The sequence below is a fragment of the Spiroplasma endosymbiont of Cantharis nigra genome (assembly GCF_964019925.1).
Taxonomy (GTDB): domain Bacteria; phylum Bacillota_I; class Bacilli_A; order Mycoplasmatales; family Mycoplasmataceae; genus Spiroplasma_A.
Map to the genome: position 1 here is coordinate 1,189,179 of NZ_OZ026470.1, position 26,846 is coordinate 1,216,024.

Annotated in this window: 24 protein-coding genes and 3 tRNA genes; 23 read left to right on the forward strand and 4 right to left on the reverse strand. The window is 26.0% G+C overall.

Annotation, left to right across the window (positions count from 1 at the left end):
- Window positions 1-81 precede the first annotated feature (81 nt).
- From AACL04_RS05270 to AACL04_RS05310, 9 genes are all read left to right on the forward strand, one after another.
- Window positions 82-2,124, forward strand: a complete 2,043-nt coding sequence (locus tag AACL04_RS05270; protein ID WP_339030182.1) for a lipoprotein — start codon at window positions 82-84, stop codon at window positions 2,122-2,124.
- A gap of 4 nt (window positions 2,125-2,128) precedes the next feature.
- On the forward strand, window positions 2,129-6,223 hold the full coding sequence (locus tag AACL04_RS05275) for an ABC transporter permease (RefSeq protein ID WP_339030184.1): 4,095 nt from the start codon (window positions 2,129-2,131) through the stop codon (window positions 6,221-6,223).
- Between the two features lie 4 nt (window positions 6,224-6,227).
- Window positions 6,228-7,274: a Vmc-like lipoprotein signal peptide domain-containing protein gene (locus AACL04_RS05280; RefSeq protein ID WP_339030186.1), complete on the forward strand. Its 1,047-nt coding sequence runs from the start codon at window positions 6,228-6,230 to the stop codon at window positions 7,272-7,274.
- A gap of 170 nt (window positions 7,275-7,444) precedes the next feature.
- A complete protein-coding gene (gene rplM / locus AACL04_RS05285; protein WP_339030187.1) occupies window positions 7,445-7,900 on the forward strand; it encodes a 50S ribosomal protein L13 in 456 nt (151 codons plus the stop codon).
- Window positions 7,900-8,304: a 30S ribosomal protein S9 gene (gene rpsI / locus AACL04_RS05290; protein ID WP_422397903.1), complete on the forward strand. Its 405-nt coding sequence runs from the start codon at window positions 7,900-7,902 to the stop codon at window positions 8,302-8,304. The genes rplM and rpsI overlap by 1 nt, the downstream gene beginning before the upstream one ends.
- Before the next feature lie 150 nt (window positions 8,305-8,454).
- Window positions 8,455-9,408, forward strand: coding sequence for an L-lactate dehydrogenase (locus AACL04_RS05295; RefSeq protein ID WP_339030188.1), 954 nt, complete (start codon window positions 8,455-8,457; stop codon window positions 9,406-9,408).
- 92 nt (window positions 9,409-9,500) lie between these two features.
- Complete coding sequence (locus AACL04_RS05300; protein WP_339029627.1) at window positions 9,501-9,848, forward strand: hypothetical protein; 348 nt, start codon at window positions 9,501-9,503, stop codon at window positions 9,846-9,848.
- Window positions 9,779-10,750, forward strand: a complete 972-nt coding sequence (locus AACL04_RS05305; RefSeq protein ID WP_339030190.1) for an IS3 family transposase — start codon at window positions 9,779-9,781, stop codon at window positions 10,748-10,750. The genes AACL04_RS05300 and AACL04_RS05305 overlap by 70 nt, the downstream gene beginning before the upstream one ends.
- Window positions 10,751-10,845: 95 nt before the next feature.
- Window positions 10,846-11,763, forward strand: a complete 918-nt coding sequence (locus tag AACL04_RS05310) for an alpha/beta fold hydrolase (protein WP_339030192.1) — start codon at window positions 10,846-10,848, stop codon at window positions 11,761-11,763.
- Window positions 11,764-11,791: 28 nt separating this feature from the next.
- Here the strand turns inward: AACL04_RS05310 and AACL04_RS05315 are convergent, their stop codons facing one another.
- Complete coding sequence (locus tag AACL04_RS05315) at window positions 11,792-12,529, reverse strand: type III pantothenate kinase (RefSeq protein ID WP_339030194.1); 738 nt, start codon at window positions 12,527-12,529, stop codon at window positions 11,792-11,794.
- Window positions 12,530-12,630: 101 nt separating this feature from the next.
- On the opposite strand from AACL04_RS05315, the gene coaD reads away from it, so the two are divergent.
- The 12 genes from coaD to AACL04_RS05375 all read left to right on the forward strand — a co-directional run bounded on the left by coaD (window position 12,631) and on the right by AACL04_RS05375 (window position 22,549).
- Complete coding sequence (gene coaD, locus AACL04_RS05320; protein WP_339030196.1) at window positions 12,631-13,083, forward strand: pantetheine-phosphate adenylyltransferase; 453 nt, start codon at window positions 12,631-12,633, stop codon at window positions 13,081-13,083.
- Window positions 13,062-14,045: a phosphate acetyltransferase gene (gene pta, locus AACL04_RS05325; protein WP_339030198.1), complete on the forward strand. Its 984-nt coding sequence runs from the start codon at window positions 13,062-13,064 to the stop codon at window positions 14,043-14,045. Before coaD ends, pta begins: the two co-directional genes overlap by 22 nt.
- Complete coding sequence (locus AACL04_RS05330; RefSeq protein WP_339030200.1) at window positions 14,045-15,235, forward strand: acetate kinase; 1,191 nt, start codon at window positions 14,045-14,047, stop codon at window positions 15,233-15,235. The genes pta and AACL04_RS05330 overlap by 1 nt, the downstream gene beginning before the upstream one ends.
- 88 nt (window positions 15,236-15,323) lie before the next feature.
- Window positions 15,324-16,619, forward strand: a complete 1,296-nt coding sequence (locus tag AACL04_RS05335) for a hypothetical protein (protein WP_339030202.1) — start codon at window positions 15,324-15,326, stop codon at window positions 16,617-16,619.
- Between the two features lie 74 nt (window positions 16,620-16,693).
- Window positions 16,694-19,729, forward strand: coding sequence for a 2-oxo acid dehydrogenase subunit E2 (locus tag AACL04_RS05340; RefSeq protein WP_339030204.1), 3,036 nt, complete (start codon window positions 16,694-16,696; stop codon window positions 19,727-19,729).
- A 66-nt stretch (window positions 19,730-19,795) separates the two neighbouring features.
- A tRNA-His gene (locus AACL04_RS05345) sits at window positions 19,796-19,871 on the forward strand.
- A gap of 70 nt (window positions 19,872-19,941) precedes the next feature.
- Window positions 19,942-21,204 carry a hypothetical protein gene (locus AACL04_RS05350; RefSeq protein ID WP_339030206.1) on the forward strand — a complete coding sequence of 421 codons (1,263 nt, stop codon included), beginning with the start codon at window positions 19,942-19,944 and terminating at the stop codon, window positions 21,202-21,204.
- Window positions 21,205-21,310: 106 nt separating this feature from the next.
- Complete coding sequence (locus tag AACL04_RS05355; RefSeq protein WP_339030207.1) at window positions 21,311-21,604, forward strand: hypothetical protein; 294 nt, start codon at window positions 21,311-21,313, stop codon at window positions 21,602-21,604.
- Window positions 21,605-21,629: 25 nt separating this feature from the next.
- Window positions 21,630-21,854, forward strand: a complete 225-nt coding sequence (locus AACL04_RS05360) for an acyl carrier protein (protein ID WP_339030208.1) — start codon at window positions 21,630-21,632, stop codon at window positions 21,852-21,854.
- A 3-nt stretch (window positions 21,855-21,857) separates the two neighbouring features.
- A complete protein-coding gene (locus tag AACL04_RS05365; protein WP_339030210.1) occupies window positions 21,858-22,286 on the forward strand; it encodes a Fur family transcriptional regulator in 429 nt (142 codons plus the stop codon).
- A gap of 60 nt (window positions 22,287-22,346) precedes the next feature.
- Window positions 22,347-22,422: transfer RNA gene (locus AACL04_RS05370), tRNA-Trp, on the forward strand.
- 51 nt (window positions 22,423-22,473) lie between these two features.
- Window positions 22,474-22,549: transfer RNA gene (locus AACL04_RS05375), tRNA-Trp, on the forward strand.
- A gap of 46 nt (window positions 22,550-22,595) precedes the next feature.
- Here AACL04_RS05375 and AACL04_RS05380 read toward each other — a convergent pair.
- Genes AACL04_RS05380 through AACL04_RS05390 form a run of 3 tightly spaced genes read right to left on the reverse strand, consistent with a single transcriptional unit; the run spans window position 22,596 to window position 25,144 of the window.
- Window positions 22,596-23,462 (reverse strand): DegV family protein, encoded by an 867-nt coding sequence (locus AACL04_RS05380; RefSeq protein WP_339030212.1) that lies wholly within the window; start codon window positions 23,460-23,462, stop codon window positions 22,596-22,598.
- 15 nt (window positions 23,463-23,477) lie between these two features.
- Window positions 23,478-24,302, reverse strand: coding sequence for a DegV family protein (locus tag AACL04_RS05385; RefSeq protein ID WP_339030214.1), 825 nt, complete (start codon window positions 24,300-24,302; stop codon window positions 23,478-23,480).
- Window positions 24,293-25,144: a DegV family protein gene (locus AACL04_RS05390; protein ID WP_339030216.1), complete on the reverse strand. Its 852-nt coding sequence runs from the start codon at window positions 25,142-25,144 to the stop codon at window positions 24,293-24,295. Before AACL04_RS05390 ends, AACL04_RS05385 begins: the two co-directional genes overlap by 10 nt.
- Before the next feature lie 80 nt (window positions 25,145-25,224).
- Here AACL04_RS05390 and ytpR point away from each other — a divergent pair, with 80 nt between their 5' ends.
- Window positions 25,225-25,809: a YtpR family tRNA-binding protein gene (ytpR, locus tag AACL04_RS05395; protein ID WP_339030218.1), complete on the forward strand. Its 585-nt coding sequence runs from the start codon at window positions 25,225-25,227 to the stop codon at window positions 25,807-25,809.
- Window positions 25,799-26,842: a nicotinate phosphoribosyltransferase gene (locus AACL04_RS05400; protein WP_339030220.1), complete on the forward strand. Its 1,044-nt coding sequence runs from the start codon at window positions 25,799-25,801 to the stop codon at window positions 26,840-26,842. Before ytpR ends, AACL04_RS05400 begins: the two co-directional genes overlap by 11 nt.
- Window positions 26,843-26,846: the final 4 nt, after the last annotated feature.

The following is a 26,846-nucleotide window of genomic DNA, read 5'->3' on the forward strand; positions in this document are numbered from 1 at the left end:
TTATTATACTCTATTTATATTTTTATGATATAAGAGTAATTTTTTAAATACCAAAATATATTAAAGAAGGAGAAAAAATATATGAAAAAATTATTAACAATATTAGCTGCAACAAGTTTGTTTGCAACTTCATCAATATCAGTTGTAGCATGTGGGGGAAATGTTGGTAAAGGTGGCGATGATGACACTCTTCCAAATGCAAATTTTGAATTAGATAAAAAAAATATTGATATTTATAGTAATGAAGTTGGTTATATAAATATAACTAACTGAAGTATTTTAAATACTAAATCAAGACCAAGTGTGTTTACTTATAATGAAGATGGCATAGTTCAGGTTACAAAAAGTTTAAAAGGTGATCAACTTGTAATTACACCATTATCACAAAAAGTTGGTTCAGTAAAAATAATAGTAGCTTCTGAAGTTCATTCAGTTGAAATAACAGTAGAGGTTAAAAAAATAGAACAAGAGTCTAAATTTAAGTTAGAAAAAAATTCTTTAAGTATGAAAACATCTTCATCAAGTTACATTAAAATTACCAATTGAGATGCTCTAGAAGAAAATGCAAAACCAGATAAATTTGAATTTGAAAATGAAGGACTGGCAAGCGCTTCTTTGGATAGTGCAAATAAAAGAATTAAAATAGAAACAGAATCACAAGGTGCTAATAATTTAAAATTAATAGTTACTTCAAAAGATAATAGTCACTTTGAAGAAATTTTAATTACTATTGAGGCTTCAAAGTTTAATTTAGCCCAAGAGGGTTTAATTTTAAATATAGCTGCAGGAAATATGCATAACGGTTTAATTGATTCAAGTATTGCTGTAGGAAAAGAAGGTTTTACAATAACTGATGAAGCCATTATTAATGGATTTAATACTATGAACAATTCAAATATAGATCAACAAGAGTTAGAAATTGATAGAGAAGGAGAAGGTACTACAGAGGGTAATAATGGAATTGGAACTTCTGTAATCATAAGAGCAAAAGCAAATAGTGAAGTTGTAGAAGGGGAAACACTTTTATTACTTAATCAAAATATTGATCCAAATGAGTATTTTGCAAATAAAAATTTAGGAGAAATTAGATTATTTGCAGGAGCTTATAATAGACTACCTGAAGTATTAGAATCAAAAGACGTTATAAGTTTAGGCGCAATTATTTTTGAACAAGTTGGTGCAAAAAACACTCAACTAGAATATGTAAAAGCGAACTTTATACAAAATCTTGGAGAAGCTGGTAAAGCAATTATGCAAAATGCCAAAACTACAGCAACTACTTTCCAAATTACAAATATGCCAACTCTTGGAGGAATATTTAAAGAGGGTATAGATGTGGAATTTACATATAAATTTGTATTAGAAGATAGAATAACATTATTTGAATCTTTACCTGAAAATAAGAAAGTACTTGTAGATGCAGATAAATTGACTGATAAATCTAAATCAGCTCAAAGAGGTGCTAAGGAACAAATTTATAATCAGTTAAGCGAAAAATTTAAAAATGAGATTAGCTTAAATCACTTTATTGAATTTACAAATATAATTTTTGATACCTATGAAGTTATTACTCCTGGAATAATTTCAACTAGTATTCCAGTGGACTTTAAATTTGATGTATTGCCTGGTTCAGATAAATTGTATGCCCATGATGGTGCCGCATGAAATGGTTATATTAATGCCAGTGGTGTGGCAGGTACTGCAACTGGTGGAGGTAATTTAGAAAAATATGAAGACAATAAAAAGTTTGATGAAAAATATACAGCAGGAATGGGAGGATTTACTCTTGGTGGATCTACTAGTGGTAATTTTTATCAAGGGCATAATATTATGGAGTTAAATCAGAAATTAACTACTCCAATTGAATATCAAACAGTGGGAAATGGAAAAACAAATAATTTAAACTTTAGTTTGGAAAATATGAAATCTGAATATAAAGTCACAGTTGAATCAAGTGATTCAAATGTGGCCTCTGTAAACTTAATAAAAAATGAGAATTACCAATATGTTATTGAACTTACAGGGAAGAAAAAAACTGGTGGTTTTTTGGGACCAAAAGAACCTACTATTAGTATTAAAGTTAATGGATTTACAACACATACATTTAAAGTAAAAGTAAACTAAGAAAATGAAAAATCAAAAACCATTTTTTAAAAATTCTTTTAAAAACTTATTAAGAAATAAAATTCAATTAATTACAATTATTGTTCTAGTCTTTTTAACATCTTTTGTATTTACTTTATCTTATTCTTCTACTAGTAGAGTTGAAAGATCCTATGAGAATTTTATTTCTGAAAAAAATAGTAACATCCATGACTTAGTAATTGATTTATCAAATGCTTCATATATTAATGATTTTGAAAAAGATTTATTTAGTAAAAATATTTCAAATTCTGAAGTTAGAGATAATTTATTAATAACATATTTACAAAATAAATTAAGAGACTCAAATTTGGATTTTGAATTTGATAGAGTTGAGTCGAGAATTACAACTTTATCTTCAAATAAGACATTAAAAGTTTTTGCACTGAATCCAGAACAAAAAGTTGATAAACTTGTAGTTAGTAAAGGAATGAGTATAGATACTTGAAAAAAGTATACTCAAGCAACTAATATAAATACAAAGAAATGAGTATATATTAATGAACAATTTGCAACTGCAAATAATATAAAAATAAATGACATAATTAGATTACAAGATGATAACTATGGAACAAGCATTTTAGTAAAAGATAGTGAAAAAAGAAAAGTTGATTTTAAACTTTATGAAAAAATAGATATAAACTCTTGAATTCATAATACTGAATATGCTAATCAAAACTGATTTCAAGTTGTTGGTTTTGGTTCAAGTGCCGATTTCTCAACTCCAATAATTAATGAAGCAAAACCTTTACCCAACACAAAACAGGAAGGTCTTATATATATTGATCCATCACATTTGGGTCTTAAAAATATTTATTACCAGAGTATATACTCTGAAAACGAGTTTGATCTTTCAAATTATGAAAGTCAAAAAATCTGATATACAGATAGTGAGATAAAAAATGAAGAAATAATATCAGCTTCTTCAAATTTAGATAAAGAAGTTAGTTTTGTTTTAAAATTTAAAAATAATAAAGATATTAAAAACTCAGCTATTTTAATTAATGAATATTTAACTAATTTAGATAAAGCAAAAGAAATTAAATTATATGCCGGGTATGAAAATACTATAAATAGAGATATACCAATAGCAATCCAAAGGGGAGATATTAAATACAAATTTAGTAATAGAACACAAATGCTAGTTTTAGCAATTAAGTCCTATAAGACTTTTAGTTATATTATTATGTTAGTAACTTTATCTATTGGAATTGTTATGTTAGTAATAATGTTAAATAATCAAATAAAAAAATCATTTGGTCAATCTGGGGTTTTATTATCTTTAGGATATAAAAAATCCTCTTTAATTTGAGCAAATGGACTTTACCCCTTAGTTATTTCTATTACTGGAGGATTACTAGGATATATTCTTGGAATGAGTATGCAAGAATTAGTAATTGGTTTAACAAATAATTTCTTCTCAATAAAAATGGAAGTATTTAATCTTTCTTGGGAATCAATAGTTATTACTGTATTTGGAATGTTTATATTCCTGGAAATAGTTACTCTAATTACTTATTTCTATATGTTTGATAAATATACACCTTTGCAAATGATAAATTTTGAAAGTAGAAGCTCTACAAATAAATTTAAATTAGCTATTAAAAAAACTTTAACAAAGGGTAGAAAATTTGATGGTAGATTTAAAGGAGCAATCTTATCGGGTTCAATTTTAAAATTACTTTCAGTATTTTCTGTAATGTTAGTTTCTTCAAGTTTAATTACAATAGGAGCTATCATGCCAAATGTTTTACATGAGAATAAGGATAAAACATATTTAATTAATGGTTTTGATAATCAGATTGAATATCAAAATCCTATCTATAATTCTCCAACAAGTTTCTATAAGACATATAATCCTTATAGTACAATGAAAGAAGATTTAAATGAGTCTAAAAATATTTTTGATATGTTTTTACAAAATAATGTATCAGAAAAAATATATAATCCATCAATTGATGTTGGATCATTAAATGATATGACTTATAAATCAATTGATATTGATTATTTGAAAAATGATAACTTAACAATTGAGTTAGAAGATATGCCACAAGATGTAAAAAACAATTTTTATAAAACAGTTATATTTAATCTTTGATCAGATTTAAATAATTTCAACTTAGATAAATATTGAAGTAAGCAAGCTATAATAGAAATTTTAGCAAGCGATTCAAAGTCAAGAGACAATATAGAAGACTTAGAAAAAATAAGACAATTTTATTTAAAATATAAAAACGCGATGGGTTTAGATAATAAAAGAAAGGGTTATATTATTTCTAATGGAACAAGGTTGGATAATAGAGGAGGGCCTGCAGAAGTAGGAAAACCTATGATTAGTGAAACTGATTATTATGCTGCTTTTGGGAAAAGTTTTACTTTTACTCAAGTTGATGTTACTTCAACAGGACAAATTAAAAATGATGAACCCTTTGAAAAATCTCTTTATGATTACATTGATAAAGAGAATTGAACTGAAAAAAGATTAGCAACTATTGTTCCAATTTATAATTGAATAATAGCTTACTTTTTTAATAATTTACAACAAGCATTTTTGCAAGGAATTTATAATGATTCCCCAGCTTCAATTAAAAAAACTATTGAAGAAGAGTATAAAAAAGAAGATGGAAATTTTAATGTTACTTTTGGATTAATTCCTTATAATGACAAAAAAGAAGATTTAGGAATATATTTAAATGGTTATTTAAAAAATCAAAGTCTTAAATTGTATGGAATTAAAGAAGATAATAAAACTCAAATTTTACAAGATAGTAACAAAAAAGATTTAAAACAAGAGTTGTTTAAGACTAATGATTCAATTTTAATTAATCAATCACTTGCCAAAAGATTGAAACTAAAAGTTGGTGACAAGGTAAATATAAGTCACATAATGACAGCTTTAAGTTATGAACAAAATTTATTGGATATAGAGAGTTGAGATTCATCTTCTATGAGTGCTACTTCAAAAGAAAATGATTATACTTCTTCTAAAAATTTATATACTACTTCAATGTTAACTGATGATGGAAGAGGATGGAAGAACTCTTTAATTAGTTCTGAAATTGATAAACGAGTATATAAATCAAATATTGATTTTAGTAGTCCTAGTTTAGTAGGGGCAAATGCTATGTCAAAAAATATTGCTAGTGGAAAAGTATCAACAAAAAATATTGAAAAGGATTTCGAATATACAATATCAGGAGTTGTTGATCAATACGGTAATAATAAAGCCTGAATTAATAATGAGAATGCAAAAGTCATTTCAAATTATAATAAGACAGAAGAATTGCTTTTTAGATTGTTTATAAAGGAATGAAGTAATCCTAAAAATCCAGATACACAAATTAGTAAATTAGTAAATTGAATTAAAGAAAATGAAAAACAAAGCAATAATTCAATGCTACTTCAAGACTTTAAAAAATTTACATCTCAACCAGAAAATCAAATATATGCGAAACTATTTGAGTCACAATATCCTTTATTTAATTATAAAAGTTCTTTTGATAGTAGTTTTACTGATATTTCAAAAGGAGTTTCAACACAACAAAAATATGGTGATTATTCAATGATTGGTTTAAATGGAGGTAGTGACAATGTTACTTCATATACTGGCCAGTCAACTAGTTCAATTGAAAATGCATTAAAAGTAGATGAAGCTTTAAAAGTTATAGATAGAATTAATAGTACAGTTGATATGATAATTTATTTTGTTGTATTTATTACAATTTTTCTAAGTGCAATTATTATCTTGTTAACAATAAATTTAGTAATTTCAGAGAATGCCAAAATAATAGCAGTAATGAAAATATTAGGATATAAAGAGTGATACATTAGTAAATTGTTTATAGGTATCTACATACCAGTTGCAATTATTAGCTCCTTTATTGGTTTTGGAGTTGCTTGGGCGATAATCTTATTAGTAGTTAAGGCTCTTTCAGTTAGTTTAGTTTTACCATTAAGTTTTCATATTTGATATATTATTCCAGGAGTTTTAGGAACTTGACTATTATATTCTATAAGTAATGCTTTAAGTTGAACTTCACTTAAAAAAGTTAGTATGTTGTTAGCTGTTCAAGGAGGATAAAAAAATGAGTAATAAATTTAAAAAAATTCTAGGAGGACTATCTTCAATTGCTTTTATTCCAACTATAACTGCCAATGTAGTCTCATGTACAAATGATAAGTATGATGATATTTTTAGACCCGATCCAATTATGCCAATAACAAAAAATGGTTTTGAAAAAGCAAACTTGGATAGTATAAATATTGAAAAAATATATTATACAGATGAGCTACTAAAGGCTCTTATTGAAAGTTTAAAACTGGGAGGATATAATGAAGAAAACTTAAAGATACAAGTTTTTAAAAATAATAGTGAAATAAGTTTAGATGAGGATTTGTATAGAAATGCTTCATATAAATTTATTATTACTAACAAAGAAAACAATAATGATAATATTACAGCAGCAATTAAAATATCAAATTCAGTTCATTTACAAGATGTTTTTAAAGTATCAACTATTGGTAATATTTATGATAATCGACCAAGAACAATTATGATGGCTTTAATGTTTAATAATATGGATATGATCAATCAATTATCAAAAGTTGGTGATGAATTAACTGATGTAAATAAATTTGAATATAAAAAAGATAATAAGGGGGCTATAATCAGAATTAATGATGAAGTTCCTAAACAAAGACCGGAGAATTACTATGGGTCTTTAGACTTAAATTACCAAGTAACTCCATTTCTAGAAGAAGAAATTGGAGGGCAACCATTTCCAATGACTATTTCAGAAATGGTAAAAATATCAAATAATAATTTACCAATAACTAGTTTTGGTAAATTAGAAGGAAAAGATAAATATACAGTACTAATGCACTTTATTATTGAAAATTTATCAAATCCTAGTTATTGAGCATTATTTGTCAATGATCTTGACTTAGATAGTTTTGAAGCACAACCTATTAAAAATAGTTCAAATCAGTATATGATTAGATTTTATTCAAAGGATTATCAAAAGATGTCATTGCCAGAAACTTCAGAAGAACAAAATGGTGATTATGATAAAAAGGCTCATTACTTAAATGATAAACAGGGAATTGAATTAACTTTTAGTTATTTTGATTAAGCTATTTTTTATATATTATTTTAATTAAAAGAAGGATGTAAACAAACCGTTTGATAGTAATATTAAATGGTTTTTTATACTTTATTCCATTTTTTATTTGTGAGTTTTAATAATTAATGTATAATATATTTGCTTACTCACTAGCCCCGGAAGGTAAGGAGAACAAGCACATGAAACAAACTACACTTATTAAAACAGCAGATATTGCTAAAAAATGATATGTAGTTGACGCAACTGGAGCAACTTTAGGTAGATTATCTACTCAAATTGCTATGGTTCTAAGAGGAAAAAATAAACCTACATTTACACCACATATTAACAATGGTGATCATGTAATTGTAATTAATGCTGAAAAAATAGTTTTATCAGGTAAAAAAGAAAATGATAAAAACTATTACCACCACTCAATGCACCCAGGGGGATTAAAAACTAGAAACGTTGCAACACAACGTAAATTATTCCCTGAAAGAATTATTGAGCGTGCAGTAAGATTAATGTTACCAAAAAATGTTCAAGGAGGAAATCAATACCGTGCATTACACGTTTATGCAGGTAATGAACATCCACACCAGGCACAAAATCCAGAAATTTTAATAGTTCAATCAAAAAAAGGAGATAGTAAATAATGGCAGCAAAAAAAGAAGTTGTTATGTATAGAGGAACTGGAAGAAGAAAATCTTCTGTTGCTCAAGTTATATTAACTCCCGGTCAAGGTGAAATTATAGTTAATGGAAAACCAGCTTTAGAGTTTTTCCCATATCCAACATTAGTTCAAGATATGGAACAACCTTTAGATGCTACAGGTACAAAATCAGATTTTTCAATCAAAATTACTGTTAAAGGTGGAGGATTTACTGGTCAAGCTGGTGCAGCTCGTTTAGGGATTGCAAGAGCTTTATTAGAGGCAAGCAAAGATTACAAACCAGAGTTAAGAGGAAATGGTTTATTAACACGTGATGCTCGTGTGAAAGAACGTAAAAAATACGGACTTTATGGAGCACGTAGAGCACCACAATTCTCAAAACGTTAATTAACAATATCATATGTACATATGAAAATACTCATTTATGAGTATTTTTTTTACTTCTATAAAATTTTTTTTCATTTTTGTATTAGTCAGCTATTTATAAAAATATAAGTGGAGTTTGTATTAATATATAAGTGTAGGAGCGATAAAAATATGATAAAAAATAAAAAAGTAGTATTAGTAGGTTGTGGAGCTGTTGGAACAAGTTTTATTTATTCAGCTGTAAACCAAGGAATTGCGCAAGAATATGTATTAATAGATGTTTTTAAAGATGCAGCAGAAGGAAATGAAATGGATATTGCAGACGCACAGGCAGTTTTACCTATATCATTTAATTCAATAAAGGCAGGAGATTATTCAGATTGCAAAGATGCAGATATTATTGTGATAACTGCTGGAAGACCACAAAAACCTGGTGAAACTAGATTAGAGATGGTTGCAGATAATGCAAAAATTATGAAAGAAATTGCTGAACAAATTAAGAATTCCGGATTTAGTGGAATTACATTAATAGCTTCAAACCCAGTAGATGTTTTAACATATGTATATAAAACAGTTACTGGATATGATAGTTCTAAAGTTATTTCTTCAGGAACAACTTTGGATTCAGCAAGATTAAGAAGATTATTAGCAACTAAACTTGATGTAATGCCAAATAGTGTTGAAGCTTATTTATTAGGAGAGCATGGTGATTCAAGTGTTGCTGCTTGAAGCAAAGCTACTGTAATGGGAAAAACAGTTCAAGAGTTTATTGAGGAAGGTAGCATTACTCAAAAAGATCTTTCAGAGATAAAAGATGAAGCTACACATTTAGCCTATAAAATTATTGAGAAAAAAAGAGCTACATATTATGGTGTAGGAGTTTGTTTGGCTATAATTGTAAAAGCCATTCTTAAAAATGAGAAGAAAATGTTATTAGTAGGAGCTCATTTAAATGGCGAATATGAAAATAAGGATATTTATACAAGTGTTCCTTGTATCATTGGAAGAAATGGAATTGAAAAAATTATTAAATGAAAACTCACAAATAATGAACAAGAGTTATTTAATAAATCTTGTGAACAATTAAAGGAAGTATTTAATACAGCAAAGCAAGCAATAGCATAAATAAAACCCTTTAAAATAATTTAATGAATATAATTCTCTAAGTATACATAATGTTAAAAAAACATAGAATGTATACAAGGAGAATTTTTTATATGTCAAATGTTACAGGTAATAAATCAAATATTTTAAGTATCAAACAAAAGCAAGAGTTAGTAAATAGACACTATAATGAAAATAGAACTTTTAGAGAGCTTTCAATTGAATATGGTGTATCTTATTCAACAGCAAGAAACCTTTGCATAAATTATAAAATATATGGAGCTGAATGTTTAATTTCAAAAACAGGAAAGCACAACAAGCATTCTAGTGTTAGACCAAATTCTTTAGACCCAAAAGATAAGGAACTAGCAATTCTTAAAAAGAAAATTAAATGATTAGAAATGGAAAATGAAGTTATAAAAAAGTTCAATGAAATGATGGAAAATCAAAAGAAAAAATAAATTATATTTATAAAATCATAGAAGAATTTAAATACAAATATCGTATTTCGGATTTATGTAAGCTTTTAAAAATTACTAGATCAAGTTACTATAGGTGAGTTAGCAATGGTAAAAAGGATTATATTATAAAAATAGACATTAATATTGCAAAAGAAATAAAGTTTCACTTTTTTAAATATAAAGGTATTTATGGTAGTCCAAGAATAACAATATGTTTAAAAAATAAGGGAATAAAGATTAGTCAAAATAAAGTAGCAAGAATAATGAGAATATATAAGATGTATTCAGTAATTAGAGTTAAAAAGATGATTAGAAAACCTAAGGAAAAGAAAAGTATTACTCATGGACCCAATATTGTTAATAGAAAATGAGAAATTTATGAGAAGAATGAATTCTGAGTGACTGACATTACTTATTTACCATTAAATAATAAATTTGCTTATCTTAGTATTTTAAAGGATGTTAAGACAGGATTTATAGTTGGTTATAAATTGTCTAAAATAAATGATATAAAAATTTATAGAGATACTCTTATTAATTCAACAAAATATAGAAATGACATAAGTAAATCGCTTATAATTCACTCTGATAATGGTTCTCAATATACATCATTTTTTGCAAAAAACTATTCAAAAAAGAATAATATAATTATTTCTTTATCAAGACCTGGAAATTCAATAGATAATGCAATGTGTGAAACATTTTTTTCTTCATTAAAAGAGGAATGAAAAAAAGAGTTAAAAGTAAACTCTTTTGAAAAATTGGAAAGCTCTATTAGTAAATATATTCACTTCTATAATTATGAAAGAATACGAGTTAAAACTTCTAACCCTCCATCTTATGAATACTTTAATAATTGAAACAAAATAAAAGTAATTGCATTAAATGCAATTACTTTATAAAAAAACATTTTGTATACTTGACAAAGTATATTCATAAAATAATTTAAAGGGTTTTATTTATGTATCATATAATATTAAAAGAAGGATGTGCATTAATGAAAGAAATAGAATTATTATCTCAAGATGGTAAAAAAATTTATACTTATATTTGAGATAAAGTTAAAGAAGTAAAAGGAGTGTTGCAAGTTGTACATGGAAGCTGTGAACACTCAAAAAGATATGATGAATTTGCAAATTTCTTAAATAAAAATAATTGAGTTGTAATTTCAAATGATCATAGAGGTCACGGTAAAACAGCAGATTTAAAAAATCAAGAACTAGGTTATTTTTCAGATCATAATGGTTGGAAAATTCTAGTGGATGATCTATACTTAGTAAATAGTTTTATTAAAAAAAATTACTCAAACAAAAAAATAGTTATGTTAGGTCATTCAATGGGAAGTTTTTTAGCAAGAAATTATGCAATTGATTATGGATTATCAATTGATGGGTTAATTCTTAGTGGAACTGCTTGGGAAAGTAAATTATCTTTAAAGTTTGGTATTAAAGTTGCAAAGTCAAGACAGAAAAAATATGGTCCAAAAAATATTGATAAGTTTATATGAAATTTAAGTTACAAAAAATTTAATAAAAAATTCAACAAAGAGGGAAATACGGGGAATGAGTGATTATCTATTGACTCAGGCAATGTTAAAAGTTTTAATGAAGATCCATTATGCGGTCAAATATTTACAACATCTGCTTTCAAAGATCTTTTCATGGGCCTTTTATATATTCAAAATAAAAAAAATATTTTAAAAATTAGAAAAGATTTGCCAATAATTTTAGTTTCAGGTTCTGATGATCCAGTAGGAAATTATGGAAAAAAAGTTGTTAAAACCTATAAAAAATTTAAAAGGGCAAAATTAAATGTAGAGATGAAAATCTATGAAAACTTAAGACATGAAATACTTTTTGATATTGATAAGAAATTAATTTTTGAAGATACTTTAAACTTTTTAAGTAAAATTTAAAAATTGATATAAATATTTATATCAATTTTTATTTATTAAATTTTATAAGTCCCTTAAAAATTAATGATTCATCGAAAGTAAAACCATCTTTTATGATATCTTCTTTGAATTCTATTGAGTTTCCACCAGTAAAAATCGCAAAATCCAATTTTAATTTTTTAATAACTGAAGTTAGCATTAAATAGTGAGCATTAAAAGCACCAACATTTATAGCATCTATTGTATTTGTACCATAAAGTTTATTTGACTTTTTATAGTTATTATTTTGTAAAAGAACTGCACTAGAGATTAAACAATTTAATGAGTTTTTTAGTCCTGGACAAATTATTGTTCCCTTAAATTTTCTATTTTCAATTATAGCAATAGTTGAAGTTGTACCCATAGAAATTATTGCTCCATTTTTAATTTCATAATTATCCATAGCTCCATAAAAGTTTGATATAAAATCTGCTCCAAGTTTATTAATATTGTCTACTTTAAATAATTCACTTTCGATATCATAGTCATCTCTTAAATTTGATATGGATACTCCAATATTATTTGCAAATGCTCTCATAATATCATTTCATTCAGGTACAACAGATACATAACTAATTTTATCAATTTCTATATTATTGTCTAAGAAATATTTTCCCAAAGCCTTACTTCTTCTTCAATTAGGGTCCTTTGTTTCTGGCCTAATTATTTTTTTCAATTCATTTGTTTTTTTATTTCACAAACGGAAATCTGCAGTGGTATTTCCAATATCAACTAGTAGTATTTTCATTTATATACTCCTTTCCTTTATTTTATTACATAAAATAAAATAAAGACATTTTTTTCACTAAAATAAATATAAAATTATAAATGTATTAAGGAAGGGTTAATATGAGAAGAGCTATTTATCCAGGGAGTTTTGATCCTTTTCATGAAGGTCACTTAAATATTTTAGTGAAAGCTACAAAGCTATTTGATGAGGTTATAGTTGTTATTACAAAAAATATTTCAAAAAATGAAAATCCTGATCTGAAATATAGAATTGAAAAAATTAAATCTATGACTAAAGGATTAAAAAATGTAAAAATTGAAATAAATGAAAGTGAATTAACTGCTTACTTTGCAAAACAAAGAAAAATAAAATATATGGTAAGGGGAATTAGAGATTCTCAAACTTTAAATTATGAAATAGAGCTTTATGATGGAAATAAAAGTATTTATGATGAATTAGAAACTGTATTATTTTTATCAGATAATAAAAATAGAAAAGTTTCGTCGACATTATTAAAAGAAATAGAAAAGTATAAAAGTGAGGAATTTATATGTGATCAATTAAAGAAATAGAGAATAAAATTAAAGCAATCAAGAAAAAACAAAGAATTGTTTTCCCTGAAGGGACACAAGAAAAAATACAACAAACAGCTAATTTTTTAGTAGAAAATGATTTAGCAATACCTGTATTGTTATTTAATACAAAAGAAGAGGTACCAAGTAATTTAAGCGAAAAGATAGAAGCTGTTATTATGGACCAATATGATAAAGGTAAAATGATTAAATTATTTTTGGAAGTAAGAAAAGATAAAGCTGATGAACAAACAGCAAAAAAACTAATGGAGCAGAGAACTTACTTTGGTGTAATGATGATGAAATTAGATTTAGCTGATGCAATGATTTGTGGTTTGGAGTATACAACAGCTGATACATTAAGACCTGCTTTGCAAATTATTAAAACAAGTAAAAAATATTCAATCGCTTCATCTGTTTTCTTAATGTCAAAAGAAGAAGAGATTTATTTATTTACAGACTGTGCATTAAATGTTGACCCAAATGCAAATCAATTAGCAGATATTGCTTCAATGTCTGCTGATTTTGCTCAACAATTAAATGAAGAAAATGTTCAAGTAGCAATGTTGAGTTATTCAACAAATGGTTCGGGTATGGGGACAAGTGTAGATAAAGTAAAAGAAGCTGTGAATCTATTAAAGTCAAGAGAGTCAAAAGGAATAACTTTTGATGGAGAAATGCAATTTGATTCTGCTTTTGATAAAAGTGTAAGAGTGAAAAAATACCCAAAAACAAAAATTACAAAAGAACACCCAGATGTTTATGTATTTCCAGATTTAAATTCTGGTAATATTGGATATAAAATTGCTCAAAGATTTGGTAATTTTCAAGCTGCAGGACCTTTTATTTTAGGTTTAAATAAACCTGTAAATGATCTTTCAAGAGGCGCAACTTTAGAAGATATTAAACAAACATCAATAGTAACAATATATACATCAATGTTTAATGGAGGAGACAAGTAATGATTTTAGTAGTAAATGCTGGAAGTAGTTCAATTAAATTTAAATTATTTAATATAGCAGATAAAAAAAATCCAATTTCAACTGTTGAAGGATTAGCAGAGAGAATTTCAGTAGATGGTAAATTGACAATTGAAATTAATGATAAAAAACATGTATTTGAAAATGAAATGAAAGATCACTTAGACGCAGTTAAACTAATTTTAACTAAGTTTACAGAACTAAAAGTAATTGATAAACCTGATGATATTAAAGGAATTGGTTTTAGAGTAGTTCACGGTGGAGATAAAATTGTTAAAACAGTAGAATTAACAAAGGAAATTAAAAAAACCATTGAAGATAATATAAGGTTGGCACCTTTACATAATCCAGGAGCATTAACATCAATTAATGCTTTTCAAGCAAGTTTGCCAAAAGCAAAACTTGTAGGTTGTTTTGATACATCATATCATCAAACAATGCCGGAAATTAACTATATGTATACAACACCATATAAATGGTATACAGATTATAAAGTTAGAAAATATGGTTTTCATGGAATTAGTTATGAATATATTGCCTATAAAGCTCAAGAAATATTTAACAAAAAGCAAGAAAAATTAAACCTAATTGTTTGTCATTTGGGAAATGGTGGAAGTATTTGTGCTATTAAAAATGGTAAATCTTATAATACAACTATGGGATTAACTCCATTGGCAGGATTAATGATGGGAACAAGAAGTGGAGATATTGACCCTTCAATTATTCAATATATCTCAAAAGAAACTGGTAAAGATATCTATGAAATTACAGATATTTTAAATAAACAATCTGGTTTACAAGGAGTTAGTGAAGTAAGCAGTGACATGAGAGATGTAATTTCAGCTTCTGAAAAAGGTAATAAAAAAGCTTCCTTAGCAGTTGAGCTTTATACTCAAATAGTTGCTGATTTTATAGTTAAATTTGCAAACCAAATAAATGATAATATTGATGGAATTATATTTACTGCAGGAATTGGCGAAAATGCAGGAGTAATTAGAGAAAAAATATCTCAAAAATGTAGATTATTAGATTTACATATTGAATCTAAATTAAATGATGAAAAATATTCTGACTATTTATTAATTTCTTCTAATAAATCAAAAATTCCAGTTTTAAAAGTTAAAACTAATGAAGAGTTAATGATTTGTAATCAAACTCTAAAATTTTTATAAAAAAATGTCTAATACAAATAGTATATCGATTTGGTTTTTTTATTGTATTTAGATATAATTTTTACAATGAGAAGTAAGGTGATATATTATGAAATTTAATAAAGATTTTGAGTTTTCTTTAAAAGTAATGATTTTAATGGTTTTACTTTCTTTTTTGGCTTTCGATTTTGTTTTACAAATTTATGCTCCTAAAAAAAATCTTGAAGGTATTCCTACATTAGAGAGATTAAATATATATTATTCATTTTTTACAACTCAATCAAATTATGCAGTAGTTTTTTATTTAGCAATGGCTATTTTTATGAAAAAAATATATAATACAAAACCGCCATTCTCAGTAGAGTTAGCAATGACAGTATATATAAGTTTAACTATGATTGTTTTTTGACTTGGATTAGTAGCATCTGTTGATGAAATGGGTGCTTATTATCCGTCAAGTTGGGTTTCAACAAGTGTCTTGCATGTTTTTATTCCAAGTATTATGATTGGTTATTTTATTTTCTCTTGTGGAGATCAATATTATTCTCCAAGAAGATATTCAAAATTCTCTTTACCAATGAATTGTTTTTATCCAACAGGATATTTAATATTTGCAATGATAAGAGGAGAATTAAGATATAAATTTTATTCTCCTGAATTCTATTCAAGAATTTATAGTCCCCCAAGTGATATTTTAAATCCAACTGCTCCTGGTTATAATTATTTTTGAAATAATATTTGAAGTCCAGAAAATGGGGTCATTGATAAATCAAGACATTTTACTGATCAAATGTGATATCCATACTGATTTTTAAATATTCATCAGTATGAATTATCTTATACAGTTGATGGGCAAAAATATATTGCTGGGGAAAGCTTTGGTCCAGAATGATTAGTTATATGTACTTTTTTATTTGCTTGTTTATGCATAACTTTAATAGTTGTAGGATTGCAATTTGTCTTTCTAAAATGAAATAATGGTAAGTTCTATAGATGACATGATATTGAGGGAAAATTAATTACAAGAGAAGAACATGCATATCGTATACAAAAAAGAAAATTACAAAAAATTAGATTAAAAAGCCAAAATAAGATGGATATAATTCACAAAAAAACAGAATATAAAGTTTTTCTAAAGGGAATTAAATCGCTGGAAAAAAATGAAAGAAAAGTTAAAAAAAATGAATATATCAAGTCTAGAATCTTAGAGCATAAATTAGAAATTGCTTCTATTAAAAATGAAAAAATAGCTCAAAAAAATAATAAAATTAAAATTAAGGGATGAATATTATCCCTTAATTATAAAGATAGATCTTTTGTTAAGGAAAATTTGAGAGAAGCTGAACGATACAAAAAACTTGTTAAAAACGGAGTTTTGATATTTAAAACTAAATATGTTAACTAATAAAGGTAGGAATTTGCCTTTATTTTTTATATAATAATAGATGGTATATAAAACATCAAAGGGGCAATGGGGTTATGGTGCATCTAAGAGCTAGAAATTTAAAGTCAAAAGCAATTTTAAAGAGATGATTATTTTCTGGAGAAGAAGCTGTTTTTGGTGAGGATTTTGCCCTTGTTGAATTAGAAGATGGCAGTGAAGTTAAAATAAAGTCTAACTATAATGGTCTTATTGCAAGAACTATTAAAATAGGTAGTCATATCAAAAATGGTAGTATTTTAGCAAATATTGTTATTGGAGATTTAGAAATTGAAAAGTATAAAAAAGAAAGTCTTAAAAAAACAGAAGTTAAATTAATTAATAAGCAAGAACTTGATATTAAAAGTGAAAACTTAAATTCAAATAATACTGAAAAAACTGAGGATATAAAGTTTAATACTATTAATAATAAAGCAATTTCTAATAAAAATATTGAATCAACAATAGTAAGTGATTTTAACAAAAAAGATATAGATAATAGTTCAATAAAGTCACAAGAAAATAAAGAGGTAAATGAAATTATGAGCGAATCAAATATGCAGCCAAAAGATAAATTTGCTCAAATGAGATTAAGCATTAAAGAATCAATTAAAAATGCTCCTCAACATAAATATAATGGTGATTTATCAAAAGAAGAACTGCTAAAAATTACTCCAGAAGAGGTAAAAAAATCAGATAGTACTAATTTATTTTCAACAGATAATGTTAGTGGTGTAAGTAAATTTAGGCAACTTGTACAAGCAAGAAAAGAAAAGCTACTTGAAGAAAATAATTTTAAAGAAGTTAAAGACAATGCAGGTGAAATCAATGCAATGTCAAAAACAGACGAAAAGGGTCGTCCTTTAATTATGAGAAATATAATTCAAGCAAGAATTGAAAAACTTAATAGTGCTGGGGGAGATACAAGAGTTTTACAATCTGACATCGTAGCTACCAAAGATAATGCTATATTAGACCACCAGAGAGTTGAAAATAATAGTGAGCAACAAAAACACTTACAAGAGGAAAATAATGAATTTAAAGAAGGACTTGACGTAAAAAACCAAAATTTTGGAACTACATCAACTTTTAAAAGGGAAAATAATGTATCAAATGAATCGTATTTTAAAGAAAAAAAATCAACATTAGTAGATTCTAATGATGCAATTGATTATAGTGAGGCCATAATGAGTAAAGATAATTCAAATAAATTTGATGAAGAAATTAACTCAAAAAGTAACTGAAATTATGCAGATACAAAAATCTCTAATCTTCATGACACAAGAAAAAGATGAAATGTTATAAAAAATCATGATGATAGAGCAGCTATTAGACAAAGAAGAGAAGCAATAGAACAAGGTTTAACTGAGGATAATTTAAGTTTTAGTAAAAAAATAAAAGAAATAGGAATACCTCAAGAATTTCTGAGAGAAGTTTTATATCAAGATCCAGAAAGTGGAGCTACAACATATGTTTTATATAACGAGACTCCAAAAGGTAGAATAGAATTTGAAAATTGATTAAGAACTACAAATTTATATTCAGCTTATAAAGCTGAAAAGCGTTTCAATGAAAAGAATCAAGGATTAGAATTTGATGGTCAAATAAATAATAAAGACTTAGCTCAAAATGAGGAACAAGATTCATATAAAAATAGAGAACGTGATTTATATAAAAAAATACATTTAAAAATTTCTGAAAATGAAAACTTAAAAACTATCGATAATGAACTTGACCAAACTATGACATTTGAAACTGTTAATACAGCTGAATTTGATAGAGATGAGATTCCTGAAAAAACACCAAAAGTTATTCAAAAGGAAATTAAAACTCAAATAAGTAAAAAGGATGATGAATTAGTGAAAGTCTATGATAAAAAAATTGCTGATGAAACATTGGATTTTTTAAAGACTGAAATTAAAGAATTACATAGAACTCTAAAAGAACAAAATCAATTACACGCTGCTACTTCAAAATTAAATCAACAGTCAAATTTTAATGCTGGTCCTGATACTTTTGGTCAAATGATGCAATATATGTTAATGCAAAATATGATGCAAAATATGAATCAGAATAAAGTTTCAAATAGAGATATTAGTGCAAGTGATTTAAAATCAGTGATTAAAGAGGAAATTAATTCTTTTGCAAATGAACTTAAAGAAAAAAAACGTAAAGAAGAAGAACAAATTCTTTTAGAGCAAGAAATCATTGCAAAAGTTGAAAGACAGTTTAGAGAAAAATATGAGAGAGAAAGATATCAAGAAGAGCAATTACACCATGAACAAAAAGAAGTAAAGAGACTACAAAGAAAAGAAGAAAATATTAGGGATATCAACTTTGAAGTTGATAAACCAGATAACTCTGTAGGATATTTACAATTTGAATCTAATGATGAAAATAAAGTTATTGAAAGAGAAAAAGTTAATAAAAATAGAAATTCTGCTGTAAAATCAATGATTTTAAGCCAAAACTTTATTCCTCCATTAACAATATCAACAGAAATTGATATGAGTTCTATTTTAAAACTAAAACATATGTTAAAACAAACTCAAAATCATATTAAATTTACAACAATTTCATTTATAGCTAAATCTATCTCAATTGCTCTTGAGGAATATCCAAAATTGAACTCAAGTTATGACCCAGAAACAAATGAAGTTATTATTAAAAAATATCATAATATTGGTCTTGCAACTGAAACTAGTGAGGGTTTAATTATTCCAGTTTTAAAATTTGTTGATAGATTATCAATAAAGGAAGTTGCAATTGATATTAAGGAAATGACATCAAGACTTCGTGCTGGAGAACTTTTAAATTATGAATCAGAGGGAAGCACAATTACAATTTCTAATTATGGTAATATAGGTGCAATTCAAGCAACACCAACAATTTTTTACCCAAATGCTGCAGTTATTGGAGTAGGAAAAGTTGTTAAAAAACCTGTAGTAGTTGATAATGAAAAATTAGCAATTAAGGCAATTATGCATATGAGTTTAACAATTGACCAAAGAATAATTGATGCAGCAGAAGCTGGTAAGTTCTTAGCAAAAGTTAAAGCAATTCTTGAAAAACCTGAAATTTTAACAGTTTCTTAAAATACAACAAAATTGTTGTATTTTTTTTGCTCTTTTTAGTATAATAAGTAAGTGCAATATTTTATGGCGTATATGGCGAAGTGGTTAACGCTCCGGATTGTGGTTCCGGCACTCGAGGGTTCAATTCCCTTTATACGCCCCATTAAAGAATTTAAAGTCTCTTTTTTTAGAAAAGAGACTTTTTTATTTAAAATATCGATAACTTAATTGAGGTGATTTTTATTTTAGATATAAATATTAAAGATGAAATTAAATTTACAAGTGAATTTAAAGATAAGGAGTTTATAAAGGTAAGTGAAGTTGAAAATGACACTTTAAATTTAGATACTATATTTTTTAATGAAAAATATACATTTAATAAAAAAGAATACTATAGATTATTTATACGTCCAAGTTTATCAAATAAAAATGGTTATGATTATTTTCAAACATTTTTTTCTCATTCTATTGCTCTCCAAACAATTATTAATCTCAAGTCAGCAGCAATTAAATTTTATATAAAGACACCAACAGGAGCTGAGGTTATAAAAGTGGGTAAGGACGATTTACTTATTATTCCAAGTTATAGCATAACAGCTTGAAGAGATAAAACCTTTCGTATAAGTAATTTTGATTTTATGCAATTGAATATACCAGCTGAATTAGTGGACGGTCAACAACAATTATTTATAACATATAGTGCTAGTTATAATATTGATGGTTATAGACTAGAACCTCATTCAAATTATGGCACAATTGAAATTGATCGAAGAAATTTAACTCAGCATAAATATGAAACAAATAATAGTGCTATTACAATCTCTAATCTTGCTTATGGTTATTTGAATTATGATTTTAATTATAAATATAAAAAAAATTACTTTGATTTAGTAAAAAATGATTTAAGTATTAAAGTAGAATCAAATTCCCTTAATACTATAGATCCAAAAATGAAAATTAGAAGTAAGTATTCTTTATGAAATGAACTTCAATTACCAATTTTAGGTAGTAAAATGAATACTTTTATTAGTATGTTTTTAGAAGGAGTTAATAGAACAAATAAACTATCTTCAACACCAAAATTAAAGAGTTCAGAGGATTTTTCAAAATACTATAATATAAAAAAACTTAAAGATAAATTTATATATCAAGATAATGAATATGAGATAGATAATGATAATTTTACTACGTACAAATTTATAAAAAATGTCGTTGAAGAGGATGAAAATGGAAGTTCTGGAATTTTATGAAATCCTTTATATAATAACTCAATTATTTATAATAGAGTTATTGACCTTAACTCAAGAGAATTATCAATAGACTATATTTCGGAAAACTTAAATAAAGAGTCATATGAAATAAATTACAGTGATGAGATCATAAATAAAAGATTTAATTTTTTAATAAATTGAAAAGTAGATGAGATAAATTCAATAGGATGAAAAGAAAAGGAAAGCGTTATAAACTACATAAATGAAAATCAAAAAACTTTATAAATATTTATTCCTGTTGATATTTTTTTTATCAATTATCTCTACTTTTAGCTTTGTAATTTTTTACTATATAAAATCTAGTAGTTCTGTTATTGAAACTGATACTAGTGTGGAAGATGATAAAAATCCTCCAGTAAGTGAGAAAAGTGATTTTGTTAAAACGAATCTAAAAATAAATTTTACTTTAGAGCAAAAGATGTATATTATTAATTTTTCAAAAGAGAGATATTTTATTTTGAATGAGTTTAAATATTATTTTTTGTTAGAGTTTAATAAGTTAGGTCCTAAAAATAATAATATTGATATTAAGTTTTCAGTAAGTAATTTAGAATATCCAAAGGAGATTTATGTTCTTTATGAATGTGCAAATCATAGATATACTTGAAATTTTAAACTTATTTAAGTTATAATTATTAGAGGTGATTTAGATGAATTATTTTGAAGAAATTAAAAAAGCACTTTTAAATAAGGGTGCAAAAGGTACAATTACTAATAAAACAGAATTCAAATCTATGGGGTTAGACTCACTTGATTTAATGGATATGATTGTTACTTTAGAGGAAAAATTAAATATTACTGTTTCAGATGAAGACTTATTAGATATTAAAAAAGTAAGCGATCTTTTAGAAATTATTGAGAAATTAAAGAAATAATTTATGGAAAAGAAGCTTAATGAGTATTTGGAACTTTTTAAAAGTAAAAAAATAAAACTTACTGATGTAAGAATGTCTATGTTAAATATTATAATTTCAAAGAAACATTTTACAATTAATGAAGTAATTGACATGGTAAAAAATGATTTAGGTTCTGTAAATGTAATGTCAATATATAATAATATAGATTTATTTTTGGAATTACATTTATTATTTGCAAATACAATTAACGGTAAGCAAATAATTTATGAAGCAATCTCGCCGCAACTTATGCATATTTTTTGTGATAATTGTGGAGGGTTAGAAGATCTAGAAAGTCCTTCCTTAGCAAATGAACTATTTTTAAGATTCTCTGAAATATTAAAAGATAAGGATATGACTTTAGAACATTTTAAATTAGAACTACATGGAATCTGTAAAAAATGTAAATAATTTAATGTTGAATTTATACATAATATTTTTTAATGATATAATTAAAAGGTATTTTTAAATAGGGGTATAGTTCAGTTGGTAGAACATCGGACTTCAAATCCGAGTGTCGTGGGTTCAAGTCCTGCTACCCCTGCCAAATAAAAAACTAATTTATACCTAAATAATCTTAGGTATTTTTTTATTAAATAGGGGTATAGTTCAGTTGGTAGAACATCGGACTCCAAATCCGAGTGTCGTGGGTTCAAGTCCTGCTACCCTTGCCAAATAAAAGAAAAAAATAACGTTTTGCATTTAATTAAATGCAAAACGTTATTTTATTTTTTTAGGTAGTAATGATTTTTTAATTGCTATAAGTGCTATTGTATCAATACCTGCATGTCAAGGAAACACAGTAGGTACTTTAGCTTCCTTAAACTCAAATTCATTTTCCTTTAAATAATTTTTTATTTGTTCAATTATTTTATTATTTATTTCGTCTAGTGAAACAAGAAGTAATTCATATTCACTTTTCATTTCTTTTTTTAAAGCAGTCGTCATTTTATCTAATACTGCTTTGTAAGTTCTTCCCATTCCGATTTTTTTAGGTTTTTCTAATCATTGAATTGAAACTTTTGTTTTCATAAATTTTAAAATTGCTATTAGTAAAGAATTTGCACGACCACCTTCAGCAAATTTTTTTAAATCACTTGGTATGATTGCAGTTCAAGAGTCTTTAGCTCATTTATCTGTTTCTTCTTGAAATTTTGAAGGTTCATTAATTCCAGATAAAATCATTTCTTCAAATTTTAAAGCTAATAATTGTGCGCAGTTAGCTGCAATAAAATGTTTAATAATTGTAACTTTTCCTTTATAGTCATCTTCATTTGCTAGCATCACAGCAGTTTGATGCATACCAGATAAGTTTGAAGGAATTGTTAAATGAATTATATGATCAAATTCTTTTAACATTTCATCATATTTTTCCATTAATTCTCCTGGTGATGCTTGACTTGTTGTTGTACGGTTATTACCTGCTAAGACTTTCATTAAGTCATTTTTTTTAATAACTTCTGGTGTATCAAAATAATCATCTTTGTTGTTAACAATTAAATGTAACGGTATTACCCTTATAAGTTTTGTATTATGCTCTTCTGGAATGAAACCAGTAGAACTATCTACTAATATTCCTATTTTCATATATATTCTCCTTATTTATTTTCATATTCCTAATGCGAATGTTTCTCTACCTGTATGACAAGTAATAGTATTTGGCATTTCGTCTAAAAAGCCAAGTTTAAATCCTAAATTTATTGCTGCTTCCTTTACCATATTTAATGTTTCTTCATCAATTCTTGAGTAAGAAATATCTATTGTATCTTTAGTACTAAATTGTTTTAAAGCTGCCAGTGCTTCTTCAATTGCTTTTTTGAAAGTTCTAGTTTTACCATGTTTATCAATTTCTCCATCGTATTTTAATATTGGTGTAATTTTTAAGAACTTTGCAAGTCCAGCCGCCGCCTTACTAATTCTGCCACCTCTAACTAATTGATTTAATGATTTAGGAATGATAAATACTCTAAAATCCTTATTTGCTTTTTCTATTAAATCAGATATTTCTTGCGCATTTTTTCCTTCTTTAATTAATTGTAAAACTCAATGTACTTGTTTTTTTAAAATTATACTTACTCCATTTGTATCAATTACAAATACTTTTCCTTTATAATCATCTTCATTTGATAACATTTTGCAGGTATTATATTGTCCTGAAAGGCCTTTTGAAAGTAATAGACATACAACTTGGTCATATTCCTTTAATAATTCATCTCATTTTTCCATCATTATACCTGGAATAGATTGTGAAGTTTTTAATAGCTGTGAATCATTTAAACTATAAAAGTCATCTGGTTTAAAAGATTCGTCATCAGCTATTTGTTCTCCATCTTCTTTAGTAATCATTAATGGCACTAGATAAAGATCTTTAATACTATTTATATCATTAATTCCACACGACGAGTCAGTAATTACAGCTATTTTCATAGTTTCTCTCCTCATATTTGAAACGGCATAAAAGCAAACGTTTCTCTACCAGTATGACAAATAATTGTATTTGCTAGATCATCTAATAATCCAATTTCATAACCGGCTTCTGTTACTATTTTTTTAACAAGATTGATAGTCTCTTCATCGGTTCTTGAAAAAGAAATATCTATTTTCTTATTCTCAGGATAAAGTACTTTTAATAATCTTAATGCTTCTTCGACAGCTTTTTTGAAAGTTCTAGTTTTACCTTGCTTATCAATTTCTCCATTGTATTTTAGAATTGGAGTTATTTTCAATATTTTGGCAAGTCCAGCAGCAGCTTTACTAATTCTGCCACCTCTAACTAATTGAACAAGAGACTTAGGAATGATATAACCGTGTATATCATTATAATATTTTTCAATAATATCTTTAATTTCTTCTCCAGTTTTACCTTCTTGAATTAGTGTTTGAACTAATTCTAATTGACGTTTAATAACGATACTTACACCATTATTGTCAATTACGTGTATTTTATTTATATATTTTTCTTCTTGAGAAAACATTCTGAATGTATTAAATTGTCCTGAAAGACCTTTTGAAAGTAATAAACAAACAACTTGGTCATATTCCTTTAATAATTCGTCTCATTTTGTCATAACATCACCTGGAATTGACTGAGAAGTTTTTAAAAGTTGTGAATCATTTAATTTATAAAAATCATCTGTACTCAATTTTTCATCATCAGCTATTTGTTTTCCATCTTCTTTTGTGATCATTAGTGGAACTAAATACAGGTCTTTATAATCTTTAGTATTCTTTATTCCACAAGAAGAATCAATTAAAATTGCAATTTTCATAATTCCTCCTCTATATAAAAGACTTAATATATTATATAATTGTTTTGATATTATTCCAATAGAAAAGCCAGGTAATTAATATGAAATTATTTATAAAGTATATTAAAAATTTTAGTACAATAAGTGTTATTTTGAGCAATAAAAAAATTACTAGAACTGAAAAAGATCTACACTCAGCAATTTTATTTCATGATAAAGAAATTGTTGGTTTCAATATATTTAATTTCAAATCTAATAAAGCATTTTATTTAGAAGATAAGAACTTAAAAAGAAAAGTAAGACCAATTTTAAAAAAATATTTAGGAGATTTTAAACTTGAGAGACAGTTTATTATTGCTAAAATAACTGAATGTGAAAAGATTCCTGAAACTCATCTATCAAAGTGTAAAGTTAATATTGGAAAAAAAGAAATTCAAATTATTTGCGGAGCTAAAAACGCAAGAAAAAATATTTATACAACATTGGCTACAGTTGGTTCTTGAATGCCTGATGGAATTCAAATTAAACCCGGAAAACTTAAAGGTTTTGACTCATTTGGAATGTTATGTTCAGCAAAGGAATTAGAAATTGATAATGAGAAATATAATAATGAAGGAATTATGGAATGAGAAGTTGATGATTCATATATTGGTAAATCAATTTGAGAGGTTTTAAATGAAAAATAAGTTTAACATTGATTTAAGAATATTTGAAGATTACTATTCAGCTGATTATTTTAAAAAAACTAGAGAGATTCTTAATAAATTTAAACCTAATCAATTAGTTACAATGCAATGGTTTCAAAGAAAAGAAAACACAGTGATTTGTGGTATTGAAATAATAAAAGAAATTTTAAAATTATCTAATATTAAAAATCTTATTGTTGAAGCTGTTGAAGAAGGAGAAATTGTAAATTCTCTAGAACCTGTTTTAAAAATAACAGGTAAGTATAGTGATTTTGCACATTTTGAAGGTCTTTTTGATGGAATTCTTTCAAGAGCTTCTACTGTTGCAACAAATGCAAGAAATATCTCAATTGCTGCAAATGGTAAAAAGGTTTTAAATATGAATGATAGAATGGATTATTATACAAATCAACAAATTGATGGTTATGCTTCTTCAATTGGAGGAATTAAAAACTTGGTAACATATGCATCTTTTGAGTATTTGGAAGAAGAAACAATTCTAAATGGAACAATGCCTCATGCATTAATTGCATCATTTAATGGAGATTTGATTGCTGCTACTAAGGCTTATAAAGAGGTTTTTCCTAATAATGACTTAGTTGTGCTTGTTGACTATAATAATGATTGTATAAATGATTCTATAATGGTTTGTAATCACTTTAAAAATGAAATTACGGCGTTAAGATTGGATACTTCTTCAAATTTAGTAGATAAGTCATTAGCAAATATAAAAGAAAAGGATAATGAGCTTCATGGAGTCAATCCTACATTAGTAAAAATGCTAAGAGAAAAATTAGATTTAAATGGTCATCAAGATGTAAAAATTATTGTTTCTTCAGGATTTGATGAAAATAAAATTAGTTATTTTGAAAAAAATAAGGCTCCTGTAGACATTTATGGTGTAGGAGACGCTATTACCAAAAATAAAATTGGCTTTACAGGTGATATTGTATTAATTGATGGTAAAAAACAATCTAAATTTGGTAGAGAAAATGCCTTTTCAAACAAGATAAAAAGTATAAAATATAGGTAATATT